Consider the following 25,997-nt stretch of genomic DNA (forward strand, 5'->3'; position numbering starts at 1 on the left):
GGCGCCGGCGGGCAGAAGTCAGGCGCGCCAGCGCCAGCGGGCCAGGGCCTTGATGACTTTCATCCAGAATTTGCCGATGACCGCCACGGTGGACTCTCTGTCTTGTGAGGCTTGAAGGTCCGCCAACGTTATCCCAGTGGCCGGGACTAAGCAACCTGGCAGCAAGGCACGCAGATCGTCGATGACCAGGCTGGGCGACTCCTCGTCGATCGGCCGGCCATGGTTGTAGCCATAGCTCAGTCCTACACACTTGACGCCCGCCGCCTTGGCCGCCAGCACATCGCTGCGCGAGTCGCCCACGAACAATGCCTGCTCGGGGCGCACGCCGGCCATCTTCATGACGAACAGCAACGCGGCCGGATCGGGTTTTTTCTGAGGCAGGGTGTCGCCGCCGATGATCCAGCGGAAATAACGACCGATCTTCATCTGATCGAGCAGTGGCCCGACGAAGCGCTCGGGCTTGTTGGTGATCAGCGCCATTTCCACGCCGCGCTTGCGCAGCCAGCGCAAGGTGTCGCGTACACCGGGGTAGATCACCGTCAGGTCATGGCTTTGCCCATAGGCCTCCATGAACAGGGCCAGGCCCTGTTCGGCCAACGCATCGTCCACGGCATCGTGGTCCAGGCCACCGGCCAAGGCCCGACGGACCAGGACCTGGGCGCCATTGCCGACCCAGTGGCGTACGGCCTCCAGGCCCGCGGGTGGGCGCCCCATCTGGAGCAGCATGCGATCCACGGCGGCGGCAAGGTCAGGGACCGAATCGATCAACGTGCCATCCAGATCGAACATCACCAGCCTTGGCAGCGCTCCCGGGAACAGCTGCTCGAAGCCGCTCATGGGCGCGCCTGGGCCAGTTCGGCGCGCATTTTACCGATGACTTCCTGGTAGTCCGGCGCATTGAAGATCGCCGAGCCGGCCACGAAGGTATCGGCACCGGCGGCGGCGATTTCGCGGATATTGTTGACGTTGACGCCACCGTCGATCTCCAGGCGGATATCACGGCCGCTGGCGTCGATCAGCGCGCGGGCTTCGCGCAGTTTGTCGAGGGTGCCAGGAATGAACTTCTGGCCACCGAAGCCTGGGTTGACGCTCATCAAGAGCACCATGTCGACCTTGTCCATTACGTATTTGAGGGCATCCAGGCTGGTGGCCGGGTTGAACACCAGGCCGGCCTTGCAGCCGCCATCGCGGATCAGTTGCAGGGAGCGGTCGATGTGCTGGGACGCTTCAGGATGGAAGGTGATGTAAGTGGCGCCTGCCTCGATGAAGTCGCCGATGATGCGATCGACCGGGCTGACCATCAGGTGCACGTCGATCGGCGCGGTCACGCCGTACTTGCGCAGGGCGCTGCAGACCATCGGGCCGATGGTCAGGTTGGGCACGTAGTGGTTGTCCATCACATCGAAGTGAACGATGTCGGCCCCGGCGGCCAGCACCTTGTCGACGTCCTCGCCCAGACGGGCAAAATCGGCGGAGAGGATGGAGGGGGCAATAGCGTAGGGCTGCATGGCGCACCTGTTGGCAGAAATCACGGTGGCGCGCATTGTAACTCAGGCAAGCCAATGAAGGCTGATTGGTATCAATGGGTGTCGACCAGTTGCTTCAATGCGGTGCAAACGCTTGGCGGGTGAACCCGCTCCCACAGTTTCAGCGTAGCCCTGTGAGAGCGGGTATTGATTCGGAACCGTCAGGTCGGCTGCTGGGTCCTCAGCTTCTCGCTGCGCCCGCGCAGCCACTCAAGGGTGAGCAACAGCACCACAGAGAAAGCGATCAGCAAGGTCGCGGCCGCGGCGATGGTCGGGCTGAGGTTCTCGCGAATGCCGCTGAACATCTGCCGTGGCAAGGTCGCTTGCTCAGGGCCGGCCAAAAACAGCGTCACCACCACTTCGTCGAAGGAGGTGGCGAAGGCGAACAGCGCGCCGGAGATCACACCTGGGGCAATCAACGGCAGGGTCACCCGACGGAAGGTAAGCAGCGGCGAGGCACCGAGACTGGCGGCAGCCCGCACCAGGTTCTGATTGAAGCCCTGCAGCGTGGCCGACACCGTGATGATGACAAAGGGCACGCCCAGCACCGCATGCACCAGGATCAACGAAACGAAGCTGTTGCCCATGCCCAGTGGCGCGAAGAACAAGTAGCTGGCCACACCAATGATCACCACCGGCACCACCATCGGCGAAATCACCAGGGCCATGACCAACGACTTGCCCGGGAAGTCCCCGCGGGTCAGGCCGATGGCGGCCAGGGTGCCGAATACCATCGCCAGCACGGTGGCGGCCGGGGCGACGATGATGCTGTTCTTGAGTGATCGCATCCATTCGGCCGAGGCGAAGAAGTCCTGGTACCAGTGCAGCGAGAAGCCTTGCAATGGGTACACCAGGAAGCTGCCGCTGTTGAATGACAACGGCACGATCACCAGCACCGGCAACACCAAGAACAACAGAATCAAACCGCAGAGAATACGCAGGCTGTAGAACCAGACCCGCTCCACGGGCGACATGTAAGGGCTCAGCATGACAGGGCTCCTCAGCTCAGACGCAGGCGGCTGGCGCCGACCAGCCAGCTATAGATCAGGTACAGCACGACGGTGGCCAGCAGCAACAGTCCGCCCAGGGCGGTAGCCATGCCCCAGTTGATACTGGTGTTGGTGTAGAAGGCCACGAAGTAGCTGACCATTTGGTCGTTCGGGCTGCCCAGCAGCGCCGGGGTGATGTAGTAGCCGATGGAGATGATGAACACCAACAGGCAACCGGCCCCCACACCCGCATAGGTCTGCGGGAAGTACACGCGCCAGAAGCTGGCGAACGGATGGCAGCCCAGGGAGATCGCCGCACGCATATAGCTGGGCGAGATACCTTTCATGACGCTGTACAGCGGCAGGATCATGAACGGCAGCAGGATGTGCACCATGGCGATGTACACACCGGTGCGGTTGAACACCAACTCCAGCGGCTCATCGATGATGCCCATGGCCATCAACGCACTGTTGATCAAGCCACCGGACTGCAACAGCACGATCCAAGCAGCCACCCGCACCAGGATCGAGGTCCAGAACGGCAGCAGCACCAGGATCATCAGCAAATTGCTCTGCCGGGTCGGCAGGTTGGCCAGCAGGTAGGCCAACGGGTAGGCCAGCACCAGGCAGATTGCGGTGATGACCACCCCCATCCAAAGGGTTCGGGTGAAGATGTCCAGATAGATGGCCTGGTCTGGCGTGGCCTTGGCCAGTTCGCCCAGGTCGTCGATGCGATGGTCCAGCGCCGCCAGAAGGTAGAACGGTGTCACTGCACTGGTATTGCGACGGATCGCCTGCCAGTACGCAGGGTCGCCCCAGCGCTCGTCGAGCGTCTGCAGGGCATCTTTATAAGAACTAGGCTCGGCCTTGAACGGCAACGCCCGTGCAGTCTTCGCCAGCAGGCTGCGGTAGCCGGCCAACTCCATGTTCAGGCGTTTGGAGAGATCGCCCAGGGTCTGTTTCTTGCGTGACTCCGCCAGGTCCTGGCTGAGCACCTTGTACACGTCCTCGCCCGGCAGGCCCTTGCCATCCCATTGCGCGATGGCCTCGACGGTGCGCGGCAGGCCGTTGACCACCTCGGGGTTGCCGACGCTCTTGTACAGCAGTGCCGCAATCGGCACCAGAAACACCAGCAACAGGAACAGCGCCAGCGGCGCGATCAACGCCTGCGCCTTCCAACGGTTGACCCGCTCGGCATGCTTGAGGCGCTGCTTGAGGCTTTTACCTGCGCCTTCGTTCAGGGGCACTGCAATGGCCATGGCGAACTCCGAAAATCTGGGGAACGATGAGCGCCGCCTTAAAGGCCGGCGCTCCGTCAACGCGGCTTACTTCTTCGCCGCCCAAGCGTTGAAGCGTTGCTCCAGCTGCTCGCTGTTGTCGGCCCAGAAGGCCACGTCGATCTGCACCTGGTTGGCGATGTTCTCAGGGGTAGTCGGCATGTCCTTCTTCACCGCGTCCGACAGCAGGCTGACAGCCTTGGTATTGGCCGGGCCGTAGGCGATGTTCTCGGAGTAGGTCTTCTGCTGCTCGGGCTGGACGCTGAAGGCGATGAACTTCTTCGCCAGATCGGTATCCTTGGCGCCTTTCGGGATGGCCCAGGCGTCGAAGTCGTAGATGCCGCCGTTCCAGACGACCTTGAGGTTGCTCTCTTTCTGCACCGCGGCGATCCGGCCGTTGTAGGCCGAGCTCATGACTACGTCACCGGAGGCCAGATACTGTGGCGGCTGGGCGCCCGCCTCCCACCACTGGATGCTTGGCTTGATCTGGTCGAGTTTCTTGAAGGCGCGATCCTGGCCTTCTTTGGTGCCCAGCACCTTGTACACATCCTTGGGCGCCACGCCGTCGGCCATCAGGGCGAACTCAAGGGTGTACTTGGCGCCCTTGCGCAGGCCACGCTTGCCCGGGAATTTCTGGGTATCCCAGAAGTCAGCCCAGCTGGTAGGTGCGGTCTTGAGCTTGTCGGCGTTGTAGGCCAGCACCGTGGACCACACGAAGAAGCCCACGCCGCACGGCTGGATGGCGCCCGGCACGTAGTCGGCCTCGTTGCCGAACAAGGCCGGGTCCAGCTCCTCGAACATGCCCTCGTCACAACCGCGGGCCAGTTCCGGCGACTCCACTTCCACCAGGTTCCAGGAGACGCTGTTGGTGTCGACCATGGCTTTGACTTTGGCCATCTCGCCGTTGTATTCACCGGCGACAATCTTGCCTTTGCCTGCCTTCTCCCATGGCTCATAGAACGCCTTGACCTGGGCAGCCTTGTTGGCACCGCCGAAGGACACCACGGTCAGATCCGCAGCCAGGGCTTGGCCGGCGGCGAACAAGCCGAGGGCCAGGGCGGTCAGTTTCAACTGCTTGTGCATTATTGTTCTCTCCACAGTTAAGGGTTGGTGAAGCAAACCATCAATGGGCTTCGGCAATCGGATCGAGCGCGCGGGCGTGCTCCACCTCCCAGCCAAGCGGTACCACATCGCCCACAGCCAGGGCCGGGTCGAGTTCGGCGATCGGCTGCTTCACGAAGAAGTCACCCTTGCCGCAGACTTCCAGGCGAACCCGCACGTGGTCGCCCAGGTAGATGAATTCGGCTACGCGGCCGGAGAAGCGATTGACGCAACTTTCGCTGTGGCCGTTGAGGCGCACGCGCTCGGGGCGGATCGACAAAGTCACAGGATCACCCGCCTCGCCGACGTTCACCGCCAAGGCCTCGACCCGCTCCCCACGGGCCAGCTGAACCTGGCAGCGTTCGCCATCACGGGACAGCAAGGTGCCGTTGAGGCGATTGTTCTCGCCGATGAAGTTGGCCACGAAGGTATTGCGCGGCTCTTCGTAGAGGGTGCGCGGCGGGGCGATCTGCTGGATCTCGCCTTGGTGGAATACCGCTACCCGGTCGGACATGGTCAGCGCCTCGCCCTGGTCGTGGGTCACGTAGACCACGGTCACGCCCAGACGCTGGTGGATGTGCTTGATCTCCATCTGCATGTGTTCACGCAGCTGTTTGTCCAGCGCGCCGAGCGGTTCGTCCATCAACACCAATTGCGGCTCGAACACCAGTGCGCGGGCCAGGGCCACACGCTGCTGCTGGCCACCGGATAACTGGCCCGGGTAGCGCTTGGCGAAAGCATCGAGCTGGACCATCGTCAGCACGCGCTTGACCCGCTCGCTGATGTCGGTCTTGCTGAGGTTGCGCACGGTCAGAGGAAACGCCAGGTTCTCCTCCACGGTCATGTGCGGGAACAGCGCGTAGTTCTGGAACACCATGCCGATGTCACGCTTGTGCGGCGGCACGTTGTTGATCGAGCGCCCGGCCAGCTGGATTTCACCCGCGGTAGGAGTCTCGAAACCGGCCAGCATCATCAGGCTGGTGGTCTTGCCCGAGCCGGACGGACCGAGCAGGGTCAGGAACTCACCCTTGCGGATGTCCAGGTTGAGGTCTTTGACGATCAGCGATTCGCCGTCGTAGCTTTTCTGCACACCGCGGAAGCTGACCAGGATCTCGCCGGTGGCAGCGTTCGAATTCGCCTCGCTCATGCCTGCACCTTCTTGTTGGAATGACTGCGTAGGCAAAGACTAGAGAAGGCGCAAGCCCGGGAAAATCGGGGGTGCTGAGAGAATGCCATCATCCGGATGGAAGATTTGTTGTAGGGCGACCCCTACAAGAGTGGCGGGATTGGGACAGTGCGCCAGCCCAGCATCCCCCGCTCTGGGAGCGGCTATACCCCCGACGAGATCAGCCCAGGCAACGCGAATCGCAGGCCCAGCCCTTTCATGGGCAAACCCGCTCCCACAAGCGAAGGGCCGGGCATAAGAGCACAGCTGTCGCAACCAGAACACTCACACCAGTTTGTGCTCCATCGCGTACTTCACCAGCTCCGCCAGGGAGTTCACCTTGAGCTTCTGCATCAAGCGCGCCTTGTGGGTGCTGATGGTCTTGCTCGAGAGCGCCAGCTGCTGGGCGATGTCGTTGACGTTGGCGCCTTGGGCAAGGCGTTCGAATACCGAGAACTCGCGCTCCGACAGCAGCGTATGCAAGGGCCGGGTCTCGGTCAGACCGACCTCGAAGACCATGCGGTCCGCCAGCGCCGGGTCGATGTAGCGTCCGCCAGCGGCCACCCGCCGGATAGCGGTGAGCAGTAGGGCCGGGTCGCTGTCCTTGGTGGCATAGCCTGCGGCGCCGGCCTTCAGGGCTCGGGCGGCCATCTGCGCTTCGTCATGCATGGACAGCATCAGGATCGAGGGCGGGTTGTGCTGCGCCCGAATACGCGGGATCGCCTCCAGGCCGTTCACCCCAGGCATGGAAATATCCAGCAGCACCACCTCACAGGGCGTATGACGCAGGGTCTCGAGCAGTTGCTCGCCGTTGCCGGCTTCGCCCACCACCTGCATGTCCTTGGCCAGGCCGATCAGCTGTTTGATGCCCTCGCGGACAATCGTGTGGTCTTCGGCCACTAGCACGCGTATCACAGTCGTTCTCCCCTACCCCAACGGAATGGTCACACTCAGGCTACAACCTTCACCCGGCTCGCTGTCCAGCGTCATGCCGCCGCCCAGCATCAGGACCCGCTCGCGCACGCCCACCAGGCCGAAGGACGTTGGCCTGGCCTGATCGCAGCTGAACCCCACACCATCGTCGATGACCGTCATGCGCAGACAGCCCTCCTCGCGCGCCAGCTCGATCTGCACGGTATGGGCCTGGGCGTGGCGCATGACATTGGTCAGTGCCTCCTGCAGGATCCGGAACAGGCCGATGGCCTTGGCGTCACTCAATGCTGGCAGATTGTCCGGCACCTGGACCAGACAGGGAATCTGCGTACGCGCCTCGAAGCGCCGTGCCTGCCATTCGATGGCCGAGGCGATGCCGGCATCGAGGATCGGCGGACGCAAGGCCGTGGCCACGTCGCGCACCAGCTGGAACAACTGCGCGATCAGGCGCTTCATGCTGTCCAGACGCTCATTCAGGCCAGGGTCGAGTTGGGCATAGGCCAGCTCGCACATGGACACTTCGAGCTTGAGCACGGTGAGCATCTGCCCCAGTTCATCATGGACTTCCCGGGCAATCCGCGCTTTTTCCTCTTCACGCACGCTCTCCAAGTGCGCCGAGAGCTCACGTAACTGCTCCTGGGACCGCGCCAGCTCCAGCTCGACCCGCTTGCTCTGGGTGATGTCCCAGACAATGCCGTCCCACACCACCCGGCCGTCGGCCAGGCGCCGGGTGCTGGCCTTGATGTCGGCCCAGCGCTGTTCGCCCTGACGGGTGAGGATCCGCCCCTGCCAGGACCAGTCTTGGTCGGTGGCCAGTGCCAAGTCCTGGACCCGGTGGTAATCGGCACGGTCCTCGGGATGGACCAAGTTGCGAAGGCCCATATCCGGATGCTGGATCTGGGCTGGCGCATAGCCAACCAGCGCTTCGCTGCCCTCACTGATGTACGGAAACTCCAGATCACCTTCGGCCGGATCGCGCTCCAGACGGAACACCAGCCCAGGGACGTTGCCTGCGATGCCCTTGAGCCGGGCGTCGCTTTCGCGCAACGCCGCCAGGGCGCGGCGGCGCTCGGTAATGTCGGTGATGAACATCACCAGGTACTCGGCATCGCGAAAACGCAGAAAGCTCAGCGACAGCTCCACCGGTAACAGGCTGCCGTCGCTGCGCAGGCATTGGGTCTCGAACGGCTCGACCCCTCCATCGCCGGTGCGCACGCGTTTCCACAACTGCAACCAGCGGCCCATGTGCAGGTTGGGCTCGAAGTCGATCAGCGGCCGGTCCAGCAACTCGCCCTCACCCCTGCCGAGCATGCGCTCGGCGGCGTGGTTGGCGTAGCGCACATGGCTGTCCCAGTTGACCCAGAGAATGCCGACCGTGCTCTGGTCGATGGAAAACTGGCTCAGGCGCAGCGCCTCTTCGCGCGTCTGGCGTTCGGCCAGGGTTTCCCGCGTGGCCAGCAGGTTGCGCTCAAGCTGGTGCTGCTGACGCCGTTGCCAGAGCAGCGTGACCACTGCACAGATGAGCAACAGGCCGAACAACGACGCCAGGTTCTGCCAGAATCCTGCGGTGTCGCTCAGCCGTGGGTATTTCGGTTGCAGCCAGCGCTGATGCAGCTGCTCCAGCTCCTTGGCAGGAATGCCCTGCAAGCCGCGCTCCAGGACATCGGCCAGGATCGGCCAGTCGCGCCGCGAGCCGACCCGAAGCAGTTGCGGCAGGCCAATGTCACCGACCACCGCCAGTTCGCCGAACTCGCTTTCCCGAGACAACCCGCTCAGGCGTGCTTCATCCATGACCGCGAAACTGGCCTGGCCACCCAGCACCAATTGCAGGGCCTGGCGCTCGTTGGGCACGCCCTGCAGGTTAAGGTTGACGTAGTTGGCCCGCAGGTAATCGGCCAAGGCGCTGGGCATGCGCACCGCCACCCGGTCGTTGGCGCCCAGGTTTTCCAGCTCGACCGCCACCGCTCCGGTGCGCAGCCCGACGACCATTTGCGGCACACGCATGTAGGGATCGCTGAACGACCAGAGGCGCAAGCTGGCCGGGGTCTGGGTCAGACCGGGCGCGAAATCGATCTCACCGGCTTGCAGGGCATGTTCGAGTGCTGCCTGATCCGGGAAGTTGCGCCACGTCAGGTCCAGCCTGAGCAGCCGCGCCAGCGCATTCACGATCTCGACATTGGCACCATAGAACTGCTGCAGCCGACGATCGAACTGGGCATAGGGCGCCTGCAGCACCAGGCCGACCCGCAGGTTGCGATGGTCATCCAGCCATTGCTGCTGAGCCGGCTCCAACACCACCGAAGGCTCAGGCGCGGGCCTTGCCAAGGCGATCAAGGGCAGCAGCAACCAGCCGATAACCAACAGGCAACGCATTCGCTTCATCTACACGCTCGTCTGGGCAAGGACGGCCGATGCGCATGGCCGTCACGGACAAATACTATTAGGCTGCCGGTATCATTCTGGCCTTGGGTTGATTCATGTTCACACTTTATCGCACGACGCTGGCCATTTGCTGCCTGGCCACGATCCTACCGCTCGGCACACAGGCCGCCGAACCTCAAACACCTCCCGCCGCCGCAGAGTCGCCCACGGCGCCCGCACCTCGCCCACCCCTGGCCGAACGCAGCCAGGAAGATGCCCAGGCGCTCGAACGTACCGTGCCCAAGGCCGAACAGCAAACCTTGCAGGCGGGCGCCGAAAGCTTCCTCGCTTTGTGGAAGCCGGCCAACGATGCCGACCCCAAGGGCGCTGTGATCATCGTCCCGGGTGCCGGTGAAAACGCCGACTGGCCCAATGCTGTCGGGCCGCTGCGGCGCAAGTTTCCCGATGTCGGCTGGCACAGCTTGAGCATCAGCCTGCCGGACCTTGTCAGCGAGAGCCCGCAGCCGCGAGCCGAGAGCAAGCCTGCCCCCGAACCTGAAAAGGGTGAAGGCGAGTCGGCGCCCGCCAAGGACACGCCGGAAGATGCCAACGCCAACGTTGCCCAGGCCACGGCCGCCGAAGCCGATGCGGCCGACAGCACCGATGCCAAGGAAGCCGCCGAGCAAAACGATCCGGCCGATGCCGAGCGCATCTTCGCCCGCCTCGACGCCGCAGTGGCCTTTGCCCAGCAGCACAACGCGCGCAGCATCGCCCTGGTCGGCCATGGCAGCGGCGCTTATTGGGCCGCGCGTTACCTCAGCGAGCGACAGCCGCCACAGGTGCAAAAGCTGGTGATGATCGCCGCGCAGACACCGGCCCAGGTGGAACAGGACCTCGAAGCTCTGGCGCCCACCGTGAAGGTGCCGACCGCCGACGTCTACTACAGCACGCAGCCGCGTGACCGCCGTGCTGCCGAGCAGCGCCTGCAGGCCAGCAAGCGGCAGAAGGACAGCCAGTATCGGCAGCTGTCGCTGATTGCCATGCCGGGGAATGCGGCGGCGCAGCAGGAGCAGCTGTTCCGCCGGGTACGTGGGTGGCTGATGCCTCAGGAGTGATCGGAGGGGCTGCCTTGCAGCCCATCGCGGCCGCGCGCCCGCCCCAGGTCAGAGGCGTCAAAGCCCGCGCCGCTTGCGCACCAGGGCATAGGCCTGGTGCAGCTCACGGGTGCGCTCGGTCGCCTCGCGCACTTGCGCGTCGCTGGCCCCGCTGCCGGCGAGCTTGTCCGGATGATGCTTGCTGACCAGCCGGCGATAGGCTTGTTTGACGTGCTCGATCTCGCTGTCCGCCTCGACCCCGAGTAGGCGCAGGGCTGCTGCGTAGGTCAACACGGCGCCCTCCGGAGCCGCCTTGCGCGGTTCGTATTCAAGAGCCAGCGCCTGGATCTGAGTCCGCGACAGGCCTAGCCGGCGCCCCCACTCCAGCAGCAGCTCGCGCTCACGCATCCCCGCCTTGCCATCCGCCCAGACCATCCGCCAGCAGGCGCGTAGGGTGCCTTCAGCGGCATGGGGCTGTTGCTTGATCCGCTGCAAATAGCGCCCCACACGCACCTTGCCCGACTTGCCACGATTGAAGGCGGCGATTGCCCGTAACCGAGCCGGCTCGGCCATATCCAGACGGGTCATTTCCTGGCGGGCCTGCTGGATGTGCCCATCCACGACACGGCCATCGCTCTTGGCCAGTCGCCCGAGCAGGACGAATAGCAATTCCTCGTCACGCAATGCCGGGCGTCCGCCCAGACGCTCACGCAGGTCTTCCCAGCCCTCCAGACGCAAGCGCCGGTCCATGGCCTGGCCAAGCAAGGCCCCGAGCAACGCACCGGGGATGCTGGCCACGGCGAAACCGGCGCCGGCACCTATCAATGTGCTTGGCCACCACATATCAAACGCGCTCGCCGATCAAACGCTCGACCTCGGCCAGGCGCTCTAGGGTGCCGACATCGACCCAGCGCCCCTGGAAGTGCTCACCGCTCACCCGCCCCTTGGCCATTGCATGGCGCAGCAATGGCGCGAGCTTGAACGCGCCGGGCTCACAGCCTTCGAACAATGCAGGATCGAGTACGGAGATGCCGCTGAAGGTCAGGGTGCCAGGTGCCTCGTCGCCATCGACAACCGAATCGCCATCCAGACGAAAGTCACCACGGCCGTGATGGCCTGGATTGTCGACCAGTACCAGGTGCGCAAGCCGCCTCATGGGCACGCGCAGCCGGGCGAAGTCGTAGTCGGTCCAGATATCGCCGTTGACCAGCAGAAACGGCGCATCGCCCAACAACGGCAGCGCCTTGAAGATCCCGCCACCGGTTTCCAGCGGTTCGCCCTCGGGCGAGTAGCGAATGTGCAGGCCGAACCGGGCACCGTCGCCCAGGTGATCCTCGATCTGCTGGCCCAGCCAGGCGTGGTTGATCACCACCTCGGTGAAGCCCGCCTTGGCCAGCGCCTGCAGGTGATATTCGATCAATGGCTGGCCTGCCACTGGCACCAGTGGCTTGGGAGTATGCAAGGTCAGGGGACGCATGCGCTCGCCCTTGCCCGCTGCCAGGATCATAGCCTTCATGAACGCGCTCCGGCCTTCAGCTCGGCGATCAGTTGCCCCAGTTCGGCCAGCTCGGGACGACGGCTGATCACTTCATCTATATAGGCGAAGAATCGCGGCACGTCAGACAGATATCGCGGCTTGCCGTCGCGGTGGCAGATACGGGCGAAGATGCCGATGACCTTCAGGTGACGCTGCACGCCCATCAGGTCACTGGCGCGGTGGAAGTCCTCGAAGTCGGCCTGCACGGGGATGCCGGCCGCTTGGGCTTTCTGCCAGTAATCGCGTAGCCAGCCCTCGACTCGCAGCTGGGGCCAACTGACGAACGCGTCTTTGAACAGGCAGGTGATGTCATAGGTCACCGGGCCGTAGACGGCGTCCTGGAAGTCCAGCACGCCAGGGTTCGGTGTGCTCTGCATCAGATTGCGCGGCATATAGTCGCGATGCACCAGGACTTTGGGCTGGGCCAGGGCACTGTCGATCAGCAACTGACTCACCCGCTGCCAGGTCGCCTGCTGCGAATCGGTGAACGCCAGGCCCAGCTCGCGCCCGACGTACCATTCGGGGAACAGCTCCACTTCGCGGCGCAGCAGGGCGACATCGTAGCTGGGCAACGGCGCATCCATCGGCAGGCGCTGGAAGGCCAGCAAGGCGTCGATGGCATCGGCGAACAGGGCATCGGCATTGCCGGCATCGATGACATCCAGGTAGGTCTGACGGCCCAGATCCCCCAGCAACAGGAAGCCACGCTCCAGATCCTGGGCGTGGATGGCCGGCACGTGCACGCCGGCCCTGGCCAGTAGATGATCGATGTCGACGAAGGGCCGGCAATTCTCTTGTGGCGGCGGCGCATCCATGATCACGAAGCTGCGTGCGCCCCCCTGCCAGCGGAAGTAGCGACGGAAGCTCGCGTCGCTGCTTGCGGCGGTCAGGGCGCCTTCTGGCACCTCGCCCCAGGCGTTTTCACGGAAAAGACGGTCAAGCTGCTCATCGAGCCAAGCGGTCAGTTGTTGCAGGCGTACATCGTGATCGGGCATTACAAGGGTCTCCGACGGCCCTAGCCGTCAAGCGGGTCATGCTTTATTATCCAGCATCTTTTTCAGACCATCGAGAGGCGTGCGGCCCCACACGCGGGCAGATGGCACGCAGGAAGCCCGGACTAATAAGATGGCATTGAAATCCCCCGCGTTTCGTAGAAAGTTTCCGTTGCTGGTGACTGGCGGTCTGCTGGCTCTGCAACCTCTGGCCACGTCATACGTGGTGGCAGCCGAGCAGTTCGACTGCCAAGTGTCCGCCTCCGGTGGTTGGGACTGCAAGCCCAAGACCACGGCCAACAACCTGCCGCCGCGCCCAGTGCATGAAGGCGCCGCGCTGAGCTCGGGCGGTGACGCCCAGGTCGCCGAGACCGACGCCGATGGCGAACCCAAGCCGGTGCTGGTCACCGAGAGCAAGGGCCGCGGCCTGAAGTCGCGTAGCGAAGACTACAGCCACCTTGACTGGGTTCCCCGCGACAAACTCACCGCCGCCCAATTGGCTGAGACCGGTCCGTACTGCGGTGGCGCCTACATCGAGCCGTCGCGTCCTGGCATGGATGACACCACGCCCAAGGACGAAGCGCCGACCTACCTGAACGCCAAGGTCTCCCGCTACCAGCAGGAGCAGCAGATCGCCACCCTCGCCGGTGACGTGGTCATGCGCCAGGGCAGCATGCAGGTCCAGGCCGACGAGGCCAACCTGTACCAGGCCGAGAACCGCGGCGAGCTCAAGGGCAACGTCAAGCTGCGCGACAATGGCTCGCTGGTCGTCGGCGACCAGGCCGAAATCCAGCTGGATACCGGCGAGGCCAAGGTCGACAACGCCGAATACGTGATGCACAAGTCGCACATTCGCGGCAACGCGCTGTACGCCAAGCGTGGCGAAAACGCCATCATCCGCCTCAAGGACGGTACCTACACCACTTGTGAGCCGGGCAGCAACGCATGGCAGCTCAAGGGCAACAACATCACCCTGAACCCGGCCACCGGCTTCGGTACCGCGACCAACGTCACCCTGCGGGTCAAGGATTTCCCGGTGTTCTATACACCGTACATCTACTTCCCGATCGACGACCGTCGCCAGTCCGGCTTCCTGCCGCCGTCGTTCAGCACCAGCAGCGACACCGGCTTCATGCTGGTCACGCCGTACTACTTCAACCTGGCGCCAAACTACGACGCCACGCTGTACCCGCGCTACATGGCCAAACGCGGCATGTTGATGGAAGGCGAATTCCGCTACCTCACCAAGTCCAGCGAAGGCCAGCTCGGTGCTGCGTACCTGAACGACAAGAACGACGATCGTAAAGATCAGACCGACTACAAAGAACAGCGCTGGATGTACAACTGGCAGCACAAGGGCGGGCTGGATTCGCGCTTGATGAGCGAGGTTGACTACACCGACATCAGCGACCCGTTCTACTTCCAGGATCTGGAAACCGGTCAGATTGGTGTTGAAAGTCGGGATGTGGTTAATCAGCAGGGTGCGCTTACCTACCGTGGTGATAGCTATCAGGCGCGGTTGAACCTACAAGCCTATGAAATGGCGACCATCTCGCGCGTCACCCCGTACGACAAGCTGCCGCAGATCACCTTGAACGGCATGTTGCCGTACCATCCGGGCGGGTTCGACTTCAGCTATCAGACTGAAGCAGTTCGCTTTGATCGCGACTTGAAGAATGATTTTGTAACGGACGAAGACGGTAACCCTGACTTCTCCGCCGGTGCCGCAGGCCGGCGACTGGACCAGAACGTCTTCGGCTTGGCGCGTGCCAACGGCACCCGCCTGAATGCAGCCCCCGCCATCAGCTTGCCGATGGAGGCCAGCTATGGCTTCCTCAAGCCGAAGCTGAAGTACGTCTATACCCACTACGACCTCGACCTGGACAGCAAGGGTAAAAGTGACATTGCTAATCTTGCAGTCAGAAACCCGGCGGCGCTTGATTTGCGTGGCGACTTTTCCAACACTCAAAACCGCAGTGTTCCGGTCTTCAGCGTCGACAGCGGCCTGTACTTCGACCGCAACACCCAATGGTTCGGCAAGAACTACCGCCAGACCCTCGAACCGCGCCTGTTCTACCTCTACGTGCCGTATGAGGATCAGAAGGACATCCCGGTCTTCGACACTGGAGAAACTTACTTCAACTACGCCTCGCTGTTCCGCGACAACCGCTTCAGCGGCTCCGACCGCATCGGCGACGAGAACAAGCTGTCGCTGGGCGTGACTAACCGTTGGATCGAGGAAAACGGCTTCGAGCGCCAGCGCTTGAGCGTCGGCCAGGCCCTGTACTTCCGCGACCGCAAGGTGCAGATGCCAGGTATCGACTGGCGGACCCGTGCCGACTCGCAGTCGGACGTTTCCCCGTACGCCTTGGAATACCAGTACGCCTTCAACCGCGACTGGCGCTTCAACTCTGACTACAACTGGGACCCGGACAGCCGCAAGCCACGCTCCGGCAGCGCCATGTTCCACTACCAGCCGGAAGACAACCCGAACAAGGTCATCAACGCAGGCTACCGCTACCGCAACGACCTGGTTCGCTACGACTCGCTCACCGGCACCTGGCAGGTGGGTGGTGGCGACTACGGCACCCCGGGCAGCCCGAACTACGTCAAGGACTACTACAAGATCCAGCAGCACGACTTCTCGGTCATCTGGCCGATCGTTCCTCAGTGGAGCGTGATCGGTCGCTGGCAGCATGACTACAACCGCAACCGCACCCTGGAAGCCATGGGTGGTTTCGAGTACGACAACTGCTGCTGGAAGCTGCGTCTGATCAACCGTTACTGGATCGACTACGACGACTTCAGCCAGGCACTGCCGCAAAACGAGAAGGGCGACCACGGCGTCTTCTTGCAAATCGTCCTCAAAGGCCTCGGCGGCGTTGTGGGCAACAAGGTCGAGACGTTCCTCGACGAAGGCATTCAAGGTTACCGTACACGTGAAGACCAAGCTTATTGATCGACTGCGCCCGCTGCTGCTGGGCGCTGCATTGCTGAGTGGCGCGGTGCATGCCGCGGTACAACCTCTGGACCGCGTGGTGGCCATCGTCGACAACGACGTGGTCATGCAAAGCCAACTGGATCAACGCATCCGCGAAGTGCAGCAGACCATCGCCAAGCGCGGCGGCGGCGTGCCCCCGGCCGGAGCCCTGGAGCAGCAAGTGCTGGAGCGCCTGATCGTCGAGAATCTGCAACTGCAGATCGGCGAACGTTCGGGCATCCGCATCACTGACGAAGAGCTCAACCAGGCCATCGGTACCATTGCCCAGCGCAACGGCATGAGCCTCGATCAGTTCCGTGCCGCCCTGGCCCACGATGGCCTGTCGTTCGACGACGCCCGTGACCAGGTCAAGCGCGAGATGATCATCAGCCGCGTGCGCCAGCGCCGTGTGGCCGAGCGTATCCAGGTCTCCGAACAGGAAGTGAAGAACTACCTCAACTCCGACCTGGGCAAGATGCAACTGTCGGAAGAGTACCGCCTGGCCAACATCCTGATCCCGACCCCGGAAAGCGCAAACTCCGAGGCGATCCAGGCGGCCGCCCGCCAAGCCGGTGACGTTTACCAGCAGCTCAAGCAAGGTGCGGACTTCGGCCAGATGGCCATCGCCCGCTCCGCCAGCGAGAACGCCCTGGAAGGCGGTGAGATGGGCTGGCGTAAAGCCGGCCAACTGCCGCCTGATTTCGCCAAGATGTTGAGCAGTATGGCCGACGGCGACATCACCCAGCCAATCCGCATCCCCAACGGCTTCATTATCCTCAAGCTCGAGGAAAAGCGTGGGGGCAATGCCAGCGTGCTGCGTGACGAAGTCCATGTTCGCCATATCCTGATCAAGCCAAGCGAGATCCGCAGCGATGCGGCCACCGAGCAACTGGCCGAGCGCCTGTATGAGCGCATCAAGAACGGCGAAGACTTCGGCGAGCTGGCCAAGAGCTTCTCGGAAGACCCAGGTTCGGCCCTCAACGGTGGCGACCTCAACTGGGTTGATCCCAACAGCCTGGTGCCGGAATTCCGCGAACAGATGGCCAACGCCCCCCAGGGCGAAGTGACCCGTCCGTTCCGTACCCAGTACGGCTGGCACGTACTGGAAGTGCTGGGCCGCCGCGCTACCGACAGCACCGAGCAAGCGCGTGAACAGCAGGCCCTGAGCGTGCTGCGCAACCGTAAGTACGATGAAGAGCTGCAGACTTGGCTGCGTCAGATCCGCGACGAAGCCTACGTTGAAATCAAGCTGCCTGGCGCCGACCAGGCCGCCCAGTGAAGCCCCTGCGCTTCGCCGTCACGCCCGGCGAGCCGGCCGGCATAGGTCCAGACCTGTGCCTGCTGCTGGCCGCCGAGGCTCAGCCTCATCCCTTGATCGCCATCACCAGCCGTGACCTGCTCGCCGAGCGGGCCACGCAGCTGGGGCTGGCTGTCAATTTGCTGCCGGTCATCCAAGGCGCCTGGCCCGACCAACCCGCCCCCGCCGGCAGCCTGTATGTCTGGGATACGCCATTGGCCACCCCGGTTGTACCCGGGCAGTTGGACAAGGCTAATGCCGCGTTCGTGCTGCAGACCTTGACCCGCGCTGGCCAAGGCTGTCTGGATGGGCATTTCGCCGGCATGATCACCGCACCGGTGCACAAGGGCGTGATCAATGAAAGCGGCATCGCTTTCTCCGGCCATACCGAATTTTTGGCTGACCTTACCCACACCAACCAGGTGGTGATGATGCTGGCCACCCATGGATTGCGCGTGGCGCTGGTGACTACCCACCTGCCCCTACGTGACGTCGCCGACGCCATCACCGCCGAGCGCCTGGAGCGGGTCACGCGGATCCTGCATGCCGACCTGCGCGACAAGTTCGGTATCGCCCAGCCCCGCATCCTGGTTTGCGGTCTCAACCCGCATGCCGGCGAAGGCGGTCACCTGGGCCGCGAAGAAATCGACATCATCGAGCCCGCCTTGCAGCGCCTACGCAGCCAAGGCATGGACCTGCGTGGTCCGCTACCGGCCGATACCCTGTTTACCCCCAAATATCTGGAGCACTGCGATGCGGTGCTGGCGATGTACCACGACCAGGGCCTGCCGGTACTCAAGTACAAAGGCTTTGGCGCCGCAGTCAACGTGACCTTGGGCCTGCCGATCATCCGCACGTCGGTCGACCACGGCACCGCCCTGGACCTGGCTGGCAGCGGCAAAGTCGACACCGGCAGCCTGCGTGTCGCCCTGGAAACCGCCTACCAGATGGCCGAGAACCGACCATGACCGAGCAATACCAACACCGGGCGCGCAAGCGCTTCGGCCAGAACTTCCTGCACGACGCCGGCATCATCGACCGCATCCTGCGTGCCATCAATGCCAAACCCGGCGAGCATCTGCTGGAAATCGGCCCGGGCCAAGGCGCCCTGACCGAAGGCCTGCTGGGCAGCGGCGCCCAACTGGACGTCGTCGAGCTGGACAAGGACCTTGTGCCGATTCTCCAGCACAAGTTTGCAGACCGGGACAACTTCCGCCTGCACCAGGGCGATGCCTTGAAGTTCGACTTCAATCAGTTGGGCGTGCCTGAGCGCAGCCTCAAGGTGGTGGGCAACCTGCCCTATAACATCTCCACCCCGCTGATCTTCCACCTCTTGGAACACGCCAACCTGATCCGCGACATGCACTTCATGCTGCAAAAGGAAGTGGTCGAGCGTTTGGCCGCCGGCCCAGGAGGCGGCGACTGGGGCCGCCTGTCGATCATGGTGCAGTACCACTGCCGCGTGGAACACTTGTTCAACGTCGGCCCTGGCGCCTTCAACCCGCCGCCGAAAGTGGACTCAGCCATCGTCCGCCTGGTACCGCATGAAACCCTGCCGCACCCGGCCAAGGATCCACGCCTGCTAGAACGCATCGTGCGCGAGGCCTTCAACCAGCGTCGCAAGACCCTTCGCAACACCCTTAAAGGGCTGCTCGACAGCCAGGCCATCGAGGCAGCGGGTGTCGATGGCAGCCTGCGTCCAGAACAACTGGATCTCGCGGCGTTCGTACGCCTGGCCGACAAGCTGGCCGAGCAGCCAAGCGCCAGCTAAGCACACGCCATTGGTGTGGCCCCATCGCGCAGACAAACCCGCGATGGGGCCGATAATGTCTACAAGCGACGCCAGGCCCTGCATAACTGGCCTCAAGCCCCGTCCATGGCCTAGACTGCAACCATTGCAGTATTTGCGTCCGCTCGTCCAAGGCCTTTGCATGTCAGACCCCCGCTATCAGATCGACGTCAGCGTCGTGACCCGTTACCTCAAAGAACAATCCGATCCCGACAACGACCGCTTTGCCTTCGCCTACACCATCACTGTGCAAAACAACGGCACGCTCAAGGCCCGCCTGGTCTCACGCCACTGGCTGATCACCAACGGTGACGGGGAAGTCGAAGAGGTTCGCGGGGCGGGTGTGGTCGGCCAGCAACCGCTCATCGAGCCAGGCGACAGCCACACCTACAGCAGCGGCGCGGTGCTCACGACCCGTGTCGGTACCATGCAGGGCAGCTACCAGATGTTCGCCGAGGACGGCAAACACTTCGATGCGCCTATCGCGCCGTTCCGCCTGGCCGTGCCTGGAGCATTGCACTGATGGCGGTGTACGCGGTCGGCGACCTGCAGGGCTGCCTGCAGCCGCTCAAGTGCTTGCTCGAACGCGTGCACTTCAACCCCGCCGTGGACCGCCTGTGGCTGGTAGGCGACTTGGTCAACCGCGGCCCCGAGTCCCTCGAGACCCTGCGCTTTCTGTATTCGATCCGCCAGTCGCTGGTGTGTGTGCTGGGCAACCATGACCTGCATCTGCTGGCAGCCTGGTACAACGTCGAGCGCTTGAAGAAGAGCGACACCCTGCGCGAGATCATCGAAGCACCAGACGCCGACCAGCTGTTCGACTGGCTGCGCCAGCAGAAGCTGCTGCACTATGACGAGGCACGCGGTATCGCCATGGTCCACGCCGGCATCCCGCCCCAGTGGACCCTGGGCAAGGCGCTCGAACTGGCGGCCGAAGTGGAGGAAGTGCTGCGCGACGACACTCGCCTGCAGCTCTTTCTCGATGGCATGTACGGCAACGAGCCGAACAAATGGAGCAAGAACCTGACCGGCGTCGAACGCCTGCGGGTCATCACCAACTATTTCACCCGCATGCGCTTTTGCACTGCCGAGGGCAAGCTCGACCTCAAGAGCAAGGAAGGCCTGGACAGCGCCCCCAAGGGCTATAAGCCCTGGTTCGCCCACAAGGACCGCCGCTCACGTCATGTGAAGATCCTCTTCGGCCACTGGGCCGCCCTGGAAGGTCGTGTCGATGTCCCCGATGTCATCGGCCTGGACACCGGATGCGTCTGGGGTGGCGCCATGACGCTGTACAACGTCGACAGCGGCGAATTCCACCGCTGCGAGTGCGCCGACGATGGCACCCCACGCCAATCGGCATAACCGACTAGACTTAACGATCAGCCCCGAAGGAAACCGACCCATGAGCGAATTCAAGCGCATCCCTCCCGAGCAGGCCCTGGCCTTGCGTGAGCAAGGTGCGGTGGTCGTCGACATTCGCGACCCACAGGCGTTTGCTGCCGGCCATATCAGCGGCGCCACACATCTGGATAACCATTCGGTCGCGGAGTTCATCCGCAATGCCGACCTCGATGCACCGACCCTGGTGGTCTGCTACCACGGCAATTCCAGCCAGAGCGCCGCGGCCTATCTGGTGGGCCAGGGCTTTTCCGAGGTGTACAGCCTCGATGGCGGCTTCGAGCTGTGGCGCAACACCTACCCGGCTGAAACCGCTCAAGGCGGCGCCGAATAAAATTTTTCATTTTCCCGCAGCCCGCGCCACGTGCGGGCTTGGGCCTTTCCTGACGAACGGTCGTGAGTATCTTCTCGGCCTCGCGCCCTTGACCTCCCGTATAACCAACTATCCTTAAGCCCAGGCCATCCAAAAAAGGGGAGAGCCGGTACACCGGCGTGCGGGTCATCGGTAGCGTTTCTACGGGTGTTCTGGGGGGTATACAGCAATCGGCCAGCCCGGTTGCATGCCAGCATCATGCTGACTGATCCGGCGTCGGCTCCAACGTATCGAGCGAGGTGACGTCATGAGCATTTTTAGCCACTTCCAACAACGTTTCGAGTCAACCCGCCAGGAAGAATTCTCGCTGCAGGAGTACCTCGAGCTGTGCAAAGAGGATCGCAGTGCCTATGCATCGGCGGCCGAACGGCTGTTGCTGGCCATAGGCGAACCAGAGCTGGTCGATACCTCAACGAATTCCAGGCTGTCGCGAATCTTCTCCAACAAGGTAATAAGGCGCTATCCGGCCTTTGCCGACTTCCACGGCATGGAAGAATGCATCGACCAGATCGTCTCGTACTTCCGCCATGCCGCACAGGGCCTGGAAGAGAAGAAACAGATCCTGTACCTGCTGGGCCCGGTGGGTGGCGGCAAATCGTCCCTGGCCGAGAAGCTCAAGCAGCTTATGGAGAAGGTCCCTTTCTACGCCATCAAGGGCTCCCCGGTGTTCGAATCGCCCCTGGGGCTGTTCAATGCCAGCGAAGACGGCGCCATTCTTGAAGAAGAATTCGGCATCCCGCGCCGCTACCTGAATACCATCATGTCACCGTGGGCCACCAAGCGCCTGCAGGAGTTCGGCGGCGACATCTCCAAGTTCCGGGTGGTCAAGCTCTATCCTTCCATCCTCAACCAGATCGCCATCGCCAAGACCGAACCAGGCGATGAGAACAACCAGGACATTTCCGCCTTGGTCGGCAAGGTGGATATCCGCAAGCTCGAGGAATTCCCGCAGAACGACGCCGACGCCTACAGTTACTCGGGCGCGCTGTGCCGGGCCAACCAGGGCCTGATGGAGTTCGTCGAGATGTTCAAGGCGCCGATCAAGGTCCTGCACCCGCTGCTCACCGCCACCCAGGAAGGCAACTACAACAGCACCGAAGGCCTCGGAGCGATCCCCTACTCCGGGATTCTGCTGGCCCACTCCAACGAATCGGAATGGCACACCTTCCGCAACAACAAGAATAACGAGGCGTTCATCGACCGGATCTACATCGTCAAGGTGCCGTACTGCCTGCGTGTCAGCGACGAAGTGAAGATCTACGACAAACTGTTGATCAACAGCTCGCTGGCCAAGGCCCACTGCGCACCGGACACCCTCAAGATGCTCGCGCAGTTCACCGTGCTGTCGCGCTTGAAGGAGCCGGAGAACTCCAACATCTACTCGAAGATGCGCGTCTACGACGGTGAGAATCTCAAGGACACCGATCCGAAGGCCAAGTCGATCCAGGAATACCGCGACGCCGCCGGTGTCGATGAAGGCATGAACGGCCTGTCGACCCGCTTCGCCTTCAAGATCCTCTCCAAGGTGTTCAACTTCGATCCGCATGAAATCGCCGCCAACCCGGTGCACCTGCTCTATGTGCTCGAACAGCAGATCGAACAGGAGCAGTTCCCTGCCGAAGTACGCGAGCGTTACCTGCGTTACCTCAAGGAATACCTGGCTCCCCGCTACATCGAGTTCATCGGCAAGGAGATCCAGACCGCCTATCTGGAGTCCTACAGCGAATACGGCCAGAACATCTTCGACCGCTACGTGCTGTACGCCGACTTCTGGATCCAGGACCAGGAGTACCGCGACCCGGAAACCGGCGAGATCCTCAACCGCATTGCCCTCAACGAAGAGCTGGAGAAGATCGAGAAGCCGGCCGGGATCAGCAACCCGAAAGATTTCCGCAACGAGATCGTCAACTTCGTGCTGCGGGCGCGAGCCAACAACAACGGCAAGAACCCCAGCTGGCTGAGCTACGAGAAGCTGCGCGTGGTGATCGAGAAGAAAATGTTCTCCAACACCGAAGACCTGCTGCCGGTCATCAGCTTCAACGCCAAGGCCAGCAAGGAGGATCAACAGAAACACAACGACTTCGTCACCCGGATGGTGGAGCGTGGCTACACCGACAAACAGGTTCGCCTGCTGTCGGAATGGTATCTGCGGGTCAGGAAATCGCAATAAAGCGGCAAGCGACAAGCCGCAAGCTGCAAGCTGTCCGGCGCCAGGCCACGTCTCGCGCCACAGCTTGCAGCAGCGGTGGCTGCTCATTCTTGCAGCTTGAGGCTTGCAGCTGCATCCAGTCACCGGAGGGACCATGAGCTACGTAATCGACCGACGCCTGAACGGCAAGAACAAGAGCACGGTCAACCGCCAACGCTTCTTGCGGCGGTACCGTGAGCACATCAAGAAAGCCGTCGAAGAGGCCGTGAGCCGCCGCTCCATCATGGACATGGAGCATGGCGAGCAGATCAGCATTCCGGGTCGTGATATCGACGAACCCGTGCTGCACCATGGTCGTGGCGGCAAACAGACCATCATCCACCCCGGCAACAAAGAGTTCACCGCAGGCGAGCATATCCCCCGGCCACAGGGTGGCGGAGGGGGTGGCGGCCGCGGCAAGGCCGGCAATTCCGGGGAGGGCATGGATGATTTCGTGTTCCAGATCACCCAGGAAGAATTCCTCGAATTCATGTTCGAGGACCTGGAACTGCCTAACCTGGTCAAGCGTCACCTGACCGGCGCCGACACCTTCAAGACCGTGCGTGCAGGCATCGCCAACGAAGGTAACCCCTCGCGCATCAACATTGTCCGCACCCTGCGCTCGGCCCACGCCAGGCGTATTGCCCTGACCGGCAGCAGCCGTGCCCTGCTACGCGAGGCCCAGGCTGAGCTCGCCCGCCTCAAGGTCGAGGAGCCGGACAACTTCACCGATATCCAGGCCACCGAGGCCGAGATTGAACGCCTCAAGGCACGCATCAACCGCCTGCCCTTCCTCGACACTTTCGACCTCAAGTACAACCTGCTGGTCAAGCAGCCCAACCCCAGCTCCAAAGCGGTGATGTTCTGCCTGATGGACGTGTCCGGCTCCATGACCCAGGCCACCAAGGACATCGCCAAACGGTTTTTCATCCTGCTGTACCTGTTCCTCAAGCGGAACTACGATCGCATCGAGGTGGTATTCATTCGCCACCACACCAGCGCGCGCGAGGTGGACGAAGAAGAGTTCTTCTACTCCCGTGAAACCGGCGGCACAATTGTTTCCAGCGCACTCAAGCTGATGCAGGAAATCATGGCCGAACGCTACCCGGCCAGCGACTGGAACATCTATGCCGCCCAGGCCTCGGACGGCGACAACTGGAACGACGACTCGCCGATCTGCCGCGACATCCTCTCCAAGCAGATCATGCCGCATGTGCAGTACTACACTTACGTCGAGATCACCCCTCGCGAACACCAGGCGCTCTGGTATGAATACGAGCGCATCGGCGAGGCTTTCCCAGATACCTTCGCCCAGCAGCAGTTGGTATCGGCCGGTGATATCTACCCGGTCTTCCGTGAACTCTTCCAGCGCAGGTTAGCCACATGACCGCCAGAGAGCAGAGACGCCAACCCATCTCCACCGGGTCCGAGTGGACGTTCGAGCTTATCCAGGCCTATGACCGCGAAATCAGCCGCCTGGCCGAGCGCTACGCCTTGGACACCTACCCCAACCAGATCGAGGTGATCACTGCCGAGCAGATGATGGACGCCTATGCCTCCGTCGGCATGCCGCTGGGCTATCACCATTGGTCCTACGGCAAGCAGTTCCTCAGTACGGAGAAGTCCTACAGCCGTGGCCAGATGGGCCTGGCCTACGAGATCGTGATCAACTCCGATCCGTGCATCGCCTATCTGATGGAAGAAAACACCATGTGCATGCAGGCGCTGGTAATCGCCCATGCCTGCTATGGCCACAACAGCTTCTTCAAGGGCAACTACCTGTTCCGCACTTGGACCGACGCCAGCTCCATCATCGACTACTTGGTGTTCGCCAAGCAGTACATCGCCCAATGCGAGGAGCGCCACGGCATCGATGCCGTCGAAGACCTCATTGATTCCTGTCACGCCCTGATGAACTACGGCGTCGACCGTTACAAGCGCCCCTACCCCATTTCTGCCGAGGAAGAGCGTCGGCGGCAGAAAGAGCGCGAGGAGCACCTGCAACGGCAGATCAACGACCTGTGGCGCACCATCCCGAAGGGTTCGGAAAAAGGCAATGAACGCGATGATGTGCGCTTCCCCGCCGAACCGCAGGAAAACATCCTCTATTTCATCGAAAAACACGCGCCGCTGCTCGAGCCCTGGCAGCGCGAAGTGGTGCGTATCGTGCGTAAGATTGCCCAGTACTTCTACCCGCAGCGACAGACCCAGGTCATGAATGAAGGCTGGGCGACGTTCTGGCATTACACCCTGATGAACGACCTCTACGATGAAGGCCTGGTGACCGAAGGCTTCATGATGGAGTTCCTGCAGTCGCACACCAGCGTGGTGTTCCAGCCGGGCTTTGACAGCCCTTACTACAGCGGTATCAACCCTTATGCTCTGGGTTTTGCGATGTACACGGACATCCGTCGCATGTGCGAACACCCTACGGAAGAAGATCGACGCTGGTTCCCTGACATCGCCGGCAGCGACTGGCTTTCCACCCTCAAGTTCGCCATGAGCAGCTTCAAGGACGAAAGCTTCATCCTGCAATACCTCTCGCCCAAGGTGATCCGAGACCTCAAGCTGTTCAGCATCCTGGATGACGACCAGCGCGACGACCTGTTGGTACCGGCGATCCACGACGAAGCTGGCTACCGGATCATCCGAGAGCAACTGGCCGCCCAGTACAACCTGGGCAATCGCGAACCCAACGTGCAGATCTGGAGCATCGACCGTCGCGGCGACCGCTCCCTGACCCTGCGCCACCAGCAGCACAATCGCAAGCCGCTGGGCGACTCCACCGAGGAAGTGCTCAAGCACCTTCATCGTCTGTGGGGCTTCGATATCCACTTGGAAACCGTGCAAGGCGACCAGGTCATGAAGACCCATCACATGCCTCCCCGGGGCGACCAGAGCGAAGCGGGAGAGTACGGTCGCATGGACCTGGCAGTGGTCCACCACCTCTAGAGCCCCCTTCCGTAGCTGTCGACAGGGTATCCTGTCGGCAGTCAC

At 62.5% G+C, this 25,997-nt stretch carries 22 protein-coding genes; 11 read left to right on the plus strand and 11 right to left on the minus strand.

Annotation, left to right across the window (positions count from 1 at the left end):
* Positions 1 to 18: 18 nt before the first annotated feature.
* From R6G97_RS00095 to R6G97_RS00130, 8 genes are all read right to left on the minus strand, one after another.
* Positions 19 to 837, minus strand: coding sequence for a phosphoglycolate phosphatase (locus R6G97_RS00095; protein WP_043210424.1), 819 nt, complete (start codon positions 835 to 837; stop codon positions 19 to 21).
* Positions 834 to 1,508 (minus strand): ribulose-phosphate 3-epimerase, encoded by a 675-nt coding sequence (gene rpe / locus R6G97_RS00100; protein WP_043210423.1) that lies wholly within the window; start codon positions 1,506 to 1,508, stop codon positions 834 to 836. Before rpe ends, R6G97_RS00095 begins: the two co-directional genes overlap by 4 nt.
* A 179-nt stretch (positions 1,509 to 1,687) precedes the next feature.
* On the minus strand, positions 1,688 to 2,515 hold the full coding sequence (locus tag R6G97_RS00105; RefSeq protein WP_043210420.1) for an ABC transporter permease: 828 nt from the start codon (positions 2,513 to 2,515) through the stop codon (positions 1,688 to 1,690).
* Positions 2,516 to 2,526: 11 nt separating this feature from the next.
* Entirely contained in the window at positions 2,527 to 3,774 is a 1,248-nt protein-coding gene (locus tag R6G97_RS00110) for an ABC transporter permease (protein WP_043210418.1), read from the minus strand.
* 66 nt (positions 3,775 to 3,840) lie between these two features.
* Positions 3,841 to 4,875 (minus strand): ABC transporter substrate-binding protein, encoded by a 1,035-nt coding sequence (locus R6G97_RS00115; protein WP_090346198.1) that lies wholly within the window; start codon positions 4,873 to 4,875, stop codon positions 3,841 to 3,843.
* 40 nt (positions 4,876 to 4,915) lie between these two features.
* Positions 4,916 to 6,040 carry an ABC transporter ATP-binding protein gene (locus R6G97_RS00120; protein ID WP_043210413.1) on the minus strand — a complete coding sequence of 375 codons (1,125 nt, stop codon included), beginning with the start codon at positions 6,038 to 6,040 and terminating at the stop codon, positions 4,916 to 4,918.
* Positions 6,041 to 6,343: 303 nt separating this feature from the next.
* Positions 6,344 to 6,973, minus strand: a complete 630-nt coding sequence (locus R6G97_RS00125) for a response regulator (RefSeq protein ID WP_043210412.1) — start codon at positions 6,971 to 6,973, stop codon at positions 6,344 to 6,346.
* Between the two features lie 12 nt (positions 6,974 to 6,985).
* Complete coding sequence (locus tag R6G97_RS00130) at positions 6,986 to 9,373, minus strand: PAS domain-containing sensor histidine kinase (RefSeq protein ID WP_317847672.1); 2,388 nt, start codon at positions 9,371 to 9,373, stop codon at positions 6,986 to 6,988.
* 95 nt (positions 9,374 to 9,468) lie between these two features.
* Here R6G97_RS00130 and R6G97_RS00135 point away from each other — a divergent pair, with 95 nt between their 5' ends.
* A complete protein-coding gene (locus R6G97_RS00135) occupies positions 9,469 to 10,467 on the plus strand; it encodes an alpha/beta hydrolase family protein (RefSeq protein ID WP_090346203.1) in 999 nt (332 codons plus the stop codon).
* Between the two features lie 57 nt (positions 10,468 to 10,524).
* Here the strand turns inward: R6G97_RS00135 and R6G97_RS00140 are convergent, their stop codons facing one another.
* The 3 genes from R6G97_RS00140 to R6G97_RS00150 are packed head-to-tail and all read right to left on the minus strand — an operon-like array spanning position 10,525 to position 12,978.
* Positions 10,525 to 11,289: a TerB family tellurite resistance protein gene (locus tag R6G97_RS00140; RefSeq protein WP_043210406.1), complete on the minus strand. Its 765-nt coding sequence runs from the start codon at positions 11,287 to 11,289 to the stop codon at positions 10,525 to 10,527.
* Position 11,290: 1 nt separating this feature from the next.
* Entirely contained in the window at positions 11,291 to 11,962 is a 672-nt protein-coding gene (gene murU, locus R6G97_RS00145; RefSeq protein WP_182941895.1) for an N-acetylmuramate alpha-1-phosphate uridylyltransferase MurU, read from the minus strand.
* A complete protein-coding gene (locus R6G97_RS00150; RefSeq protein WP_090346209.1) occupies positions 11,959 to 12,978 on the minus strand; it encodes an aminoglycoside phosphotransferase family protein in 1,020 nt (339 codons plus the stop codon). The genes murU and R6G97_RS00150 overlap by 4 nt, the downstream gene beginning before the upstream one ends.
* 130 nt (positions 12,979 to 13,108) lie before the next feature.
* On the opposite strand from R6G97_RS00150, the gene R6G97_RS00155 reads away from it, so the two are divergent.
* The 10 genes from R6G97_RS00155 to R6G97_RS00200 all read left to right on the plus strand — a co-directional run bounded on the left by R6G97_RS00155 (position 13,109) and on the right by R6G97_RS00200 (position 25,952).
* Positions 13,109 to 15,934, plus strand: coding sequence for an LPS-assembly protein LptD (locus R6G97_RS00155; RefSeq protein WP_317847673.1), 2,826 nt, complete (start codon positions 13,109 to 13,111; stop codon positions 15,932 to 15,934).
* Positions 15,915 to 17,234, plus strand: coding sequence for a peptidylprolyl isomerase SurA (gene surA / locus R6G97_RS00160; RefSeq protein ID WP_043210397.1), 1,320 nt, complete (start codon positions 15,915 to 15,917; stop codon positions 17,232 to 17,234). Before R6G97_RS00155 ends, surA begins: the two co-directional genes overlap by 20 nt.
* A complete protein-coding gene (gene pdxA / locus R6G97_RS00165) occupies positions 17,231 to 18,220 on the plus strand; it encodes a 4-hydroxythreonine-4-phosphate dehydrogenase PdxA (protein ID WP_317847674.1) in 990 nt (329 codons plus the stop codon). The genes surA and pdxA overlap by 4 nt, the downstream gene beginning before the upstream one ends.
* Positions 18,217 to 19,023 (plus strand): 16S rRNA (adenine(1518)-N(6)/adenine(1519)-N(6))-dimethyltransferase RsmA, encoded by an 807-nt coding sequence (gene rsmA, locus R6G97_RS00170; protein WP_043210394.1) that lies wholly within the window; start codon positions 18,217 to 18,219, stop codon positions 19,021 to 19,023. The genes pdxA and rsmA overlap by 4 nt, the downstream gene beginning before the upstream one ends.
* A gap of 160 nt (positions 19,024 to 19,183) precedes the next feature.
* Positions 19,184 to 19,564: a Co2+/Mg2+ efflux protein ApaG gene (gene apaG / locus R6G97_RS00175; RefSeq protein ID WP_043210391.1), complete on the plus strand. Its 381-nt coding sequence runs from the start codon at positions 19,184 to 19,186 to the stop codon at positions 19,562 to 19,564.
* Complete coding sequence (locus R6G97_RS00180; RefSeq protein ID WP_043210389.1) at positions 19,564 to 20,403, plus strand: symmetrical bis(5'-nucleosyl)-tetraphosphatase; 840 nt, start codon at positions 19,564 to 19,566, stop codon at positions 20,401 to 20,403. Before apaG ends, R6G97_RS00180 begins: the two co-directional genes overlap by 1 nt.
* Before the next feature lie 40 nt (positions 20,404 to 20,443).
* Positions 20,444 to 20,773, plus strand: coding sequence for a thiosulfate sulfurtransferase GlpE (gene glpE / locus R6G97_RS00185; RefSeq protein WP_043210386.1), 330 nt, complete (start codon positions 20,444 to 20,446; stop codon positions 20,771 to 20,773).
* A gap of 286 nt (positions 20,774 to 21,059) precedes the next feature.
* Positions 21,060 to 22,982 carry a PrkA family serine protein kinase gene (locus tag R6G97_RS00190; RefSeq protein WP_043210384.1) on the plus strand — a complete coding sequence of 641 codons (1,923 nt, stop codon included), beginning with the start codon at positions 21,060 to 21,062 and terminating at the stop codon, positions 22,980 to 22,982.
* A 133-nt stretch (positions 22,983 to 23,115) separates the two neighbouring features.
* A complete protein-coding gene (locus tag R6G97_RS00195) occupies positions 23,116 to 24,387 on the plus strand; it encodes a YeaH/YhbH family protein (RefSeq protein WP_043210382.1) in 1,272 nt (423 codons plus the stop codon).
* Positions 24,384 to 25,952 carry a SpoVR family protein gene (locus tag R6G97_RS00200; RefSeq protein ID WP_043210380.1) on the plus strand — a complete coding sequence of 523 codons (1,569 nt, stop codon included), beginning with the start codon at positions 24,384 to 24,386 and terminating at the stop codon, positions 25,950 to 25,952. Before R6G97_RS00195 ends, R6G97_RS00200 begins: the two co-directional genes overlap by 4 nt.
* Positions 25,953 to 25,997: the final 45 nt, after the last annotated feature.

Origin of the sequence: Pseudomonas sp. HTZ2 (genome assembly GCF_033173945.1) — a bacterium.
In the GTDB taxonomy this organism is placed as follows: domain Bacteria; phylum Pseudomonadota; class Gammaproteobacteria; order Pseudomonadales; family Pseudomonadaceae; genus Aquipseudomonas; species Aquipseudomonas guariconensis.

Excerpts from the sequence above, each read along its gene's own strand:
- R6G97_RS00120 (WP_043210413.1), bottom strand. The coding sequence starts at position 6,040 with ATGAGCGAGGCGAATTCGAACGCTGCCACCGGCGAGATCCTGGTCAGC.
- R6G97_RS00190 (WP_043210384.1), top strand. The coding sequence starts at position 21,060 with ATGAGCATTTTTAGCCACTTCCAACAACGTTTCGAGTCAACCCGCCAG.
- rsmA (WP_043210394.1), top strand. The coding sequence starts at position 18,217 with ATGACCGAGCAATACCAACACCGGGCGCGCAAGCGCTTCGGCCAGAAC.
- R6G97_RS00140 (WP_043210406.1), bottom strand. The coding sequence starts at position 11,289 with ATGTGGTGGCCAAGCACATTGATAGGTGCCGGCGCCGGTTTCGCCGTG.
- R6G97_RS00195 (WP_043210382.1), top strand. The coding sequence starts at position 23,116 with ATGAGCTACGTAATCGACCGACGCCTGAACGGCAAGAACAAGAGCACG.
- R6G97_RS00155 (WP_317847673.1), top strand. The coding sequence starts at position 13,109 with ATGGCATTGAAATCCCCCGCGTTTCGTAGAAAGTTTCCGTTGCTGGTG.
- apaG (WP_043210391.1), top strand. The coding sequence starts at position 19,184 with ATGTCAGACCCCCGCTATCAGATCGACGTCAGCGTCGTGACCCGTTAC.
- R6G97_RS00200 (WP_043210380.1), top strand. The coding sequence starts at position 24,384 with ATGACCGCCAGAGAGCAGAGACGCCAACCCATCTCCACCGGGTCCGAG.
- R6G97_RS00130 (WP_317847672.1), bottom strand. The coding sequence starts at position 9,373 with ATGAAGCGAATGCGTTGCCTGTTGGTTATCGGCTGGTTGCTGCTGCCC.
- R6G97_RS00110 (WP_043210418.1), bottom strand. The coding sequence starts at position 3,774 with ATGGCCATTGCAGTGCCCCTGAACGAAGGCGCAGGTAAAAGCCTCAAG.
- murU (WP_182941895.1), bottom strand. The coding sequence starts at position 11,962 with ATGAAGGCTATGATCCTGGCAGCGGGCAAGGGCGAGCGCATGCGTCCC.
- rpe (WP_043210423.1), bottom strand. The coding sequence starts at position 1,508 with ATGCAGCCCTACGCTATTGCCCCCTCCATCCTCTCCGCCGATTTTGCC.
- R6G97_RS00115 (WP_090346198.1), bottom strand. The coding sequence starts at position 4,875 with ATGCACAAGCAGTTGAAACTGACCGCCCTGGCCCTCGGCTTGTTCGCC.
- R6G97_RS00095 (WP_043210424.1), bottom strand. The coding sequence starts at position 837 with ATGAGCGGCTTCGAGCAGCTGTTCCCGGGAGCGCTGCCAAGGCTGGTG.
- R6G97_RS00135 (WP_090346203.1), top strand. The coding sequence starts at position 9,469 with ATGTTCACACTTTATCGCACGACGCTGGCCATTTGCTGCCTGGCCACG.
- R6G97_RS00150 (WP_090346209.1), bottom strand. The coding sequence starts at position 12,978 with ATGCCCGATCACGATGTACGCCTGCAACAACTGACCGCTTGGCTCGAT.
- glpE (WP_043210386.1), top strand. The coding sequence starts at position 20,444 with ATGAGCGAATTCAAGCGCATCCCTCCCGAGCAGGCCCTGGCCTTGCGT.
- R6G97_RS00180 (WP_043210389.1), top strand. The coding sequence starts at position 19,564 with ATGGCGGTGTACGCGGTCGGCGACCTGCAGGGCTGCCTGCAGCCGCTC.
- R6G97_RS00105 (WP_043210420.1), bottom strand. The coding sequence starts at position 2,515 with ATGCTGAGCCCTTACATGTCGCCCGTGGAGCGGGTCTGGTTCTACAGC.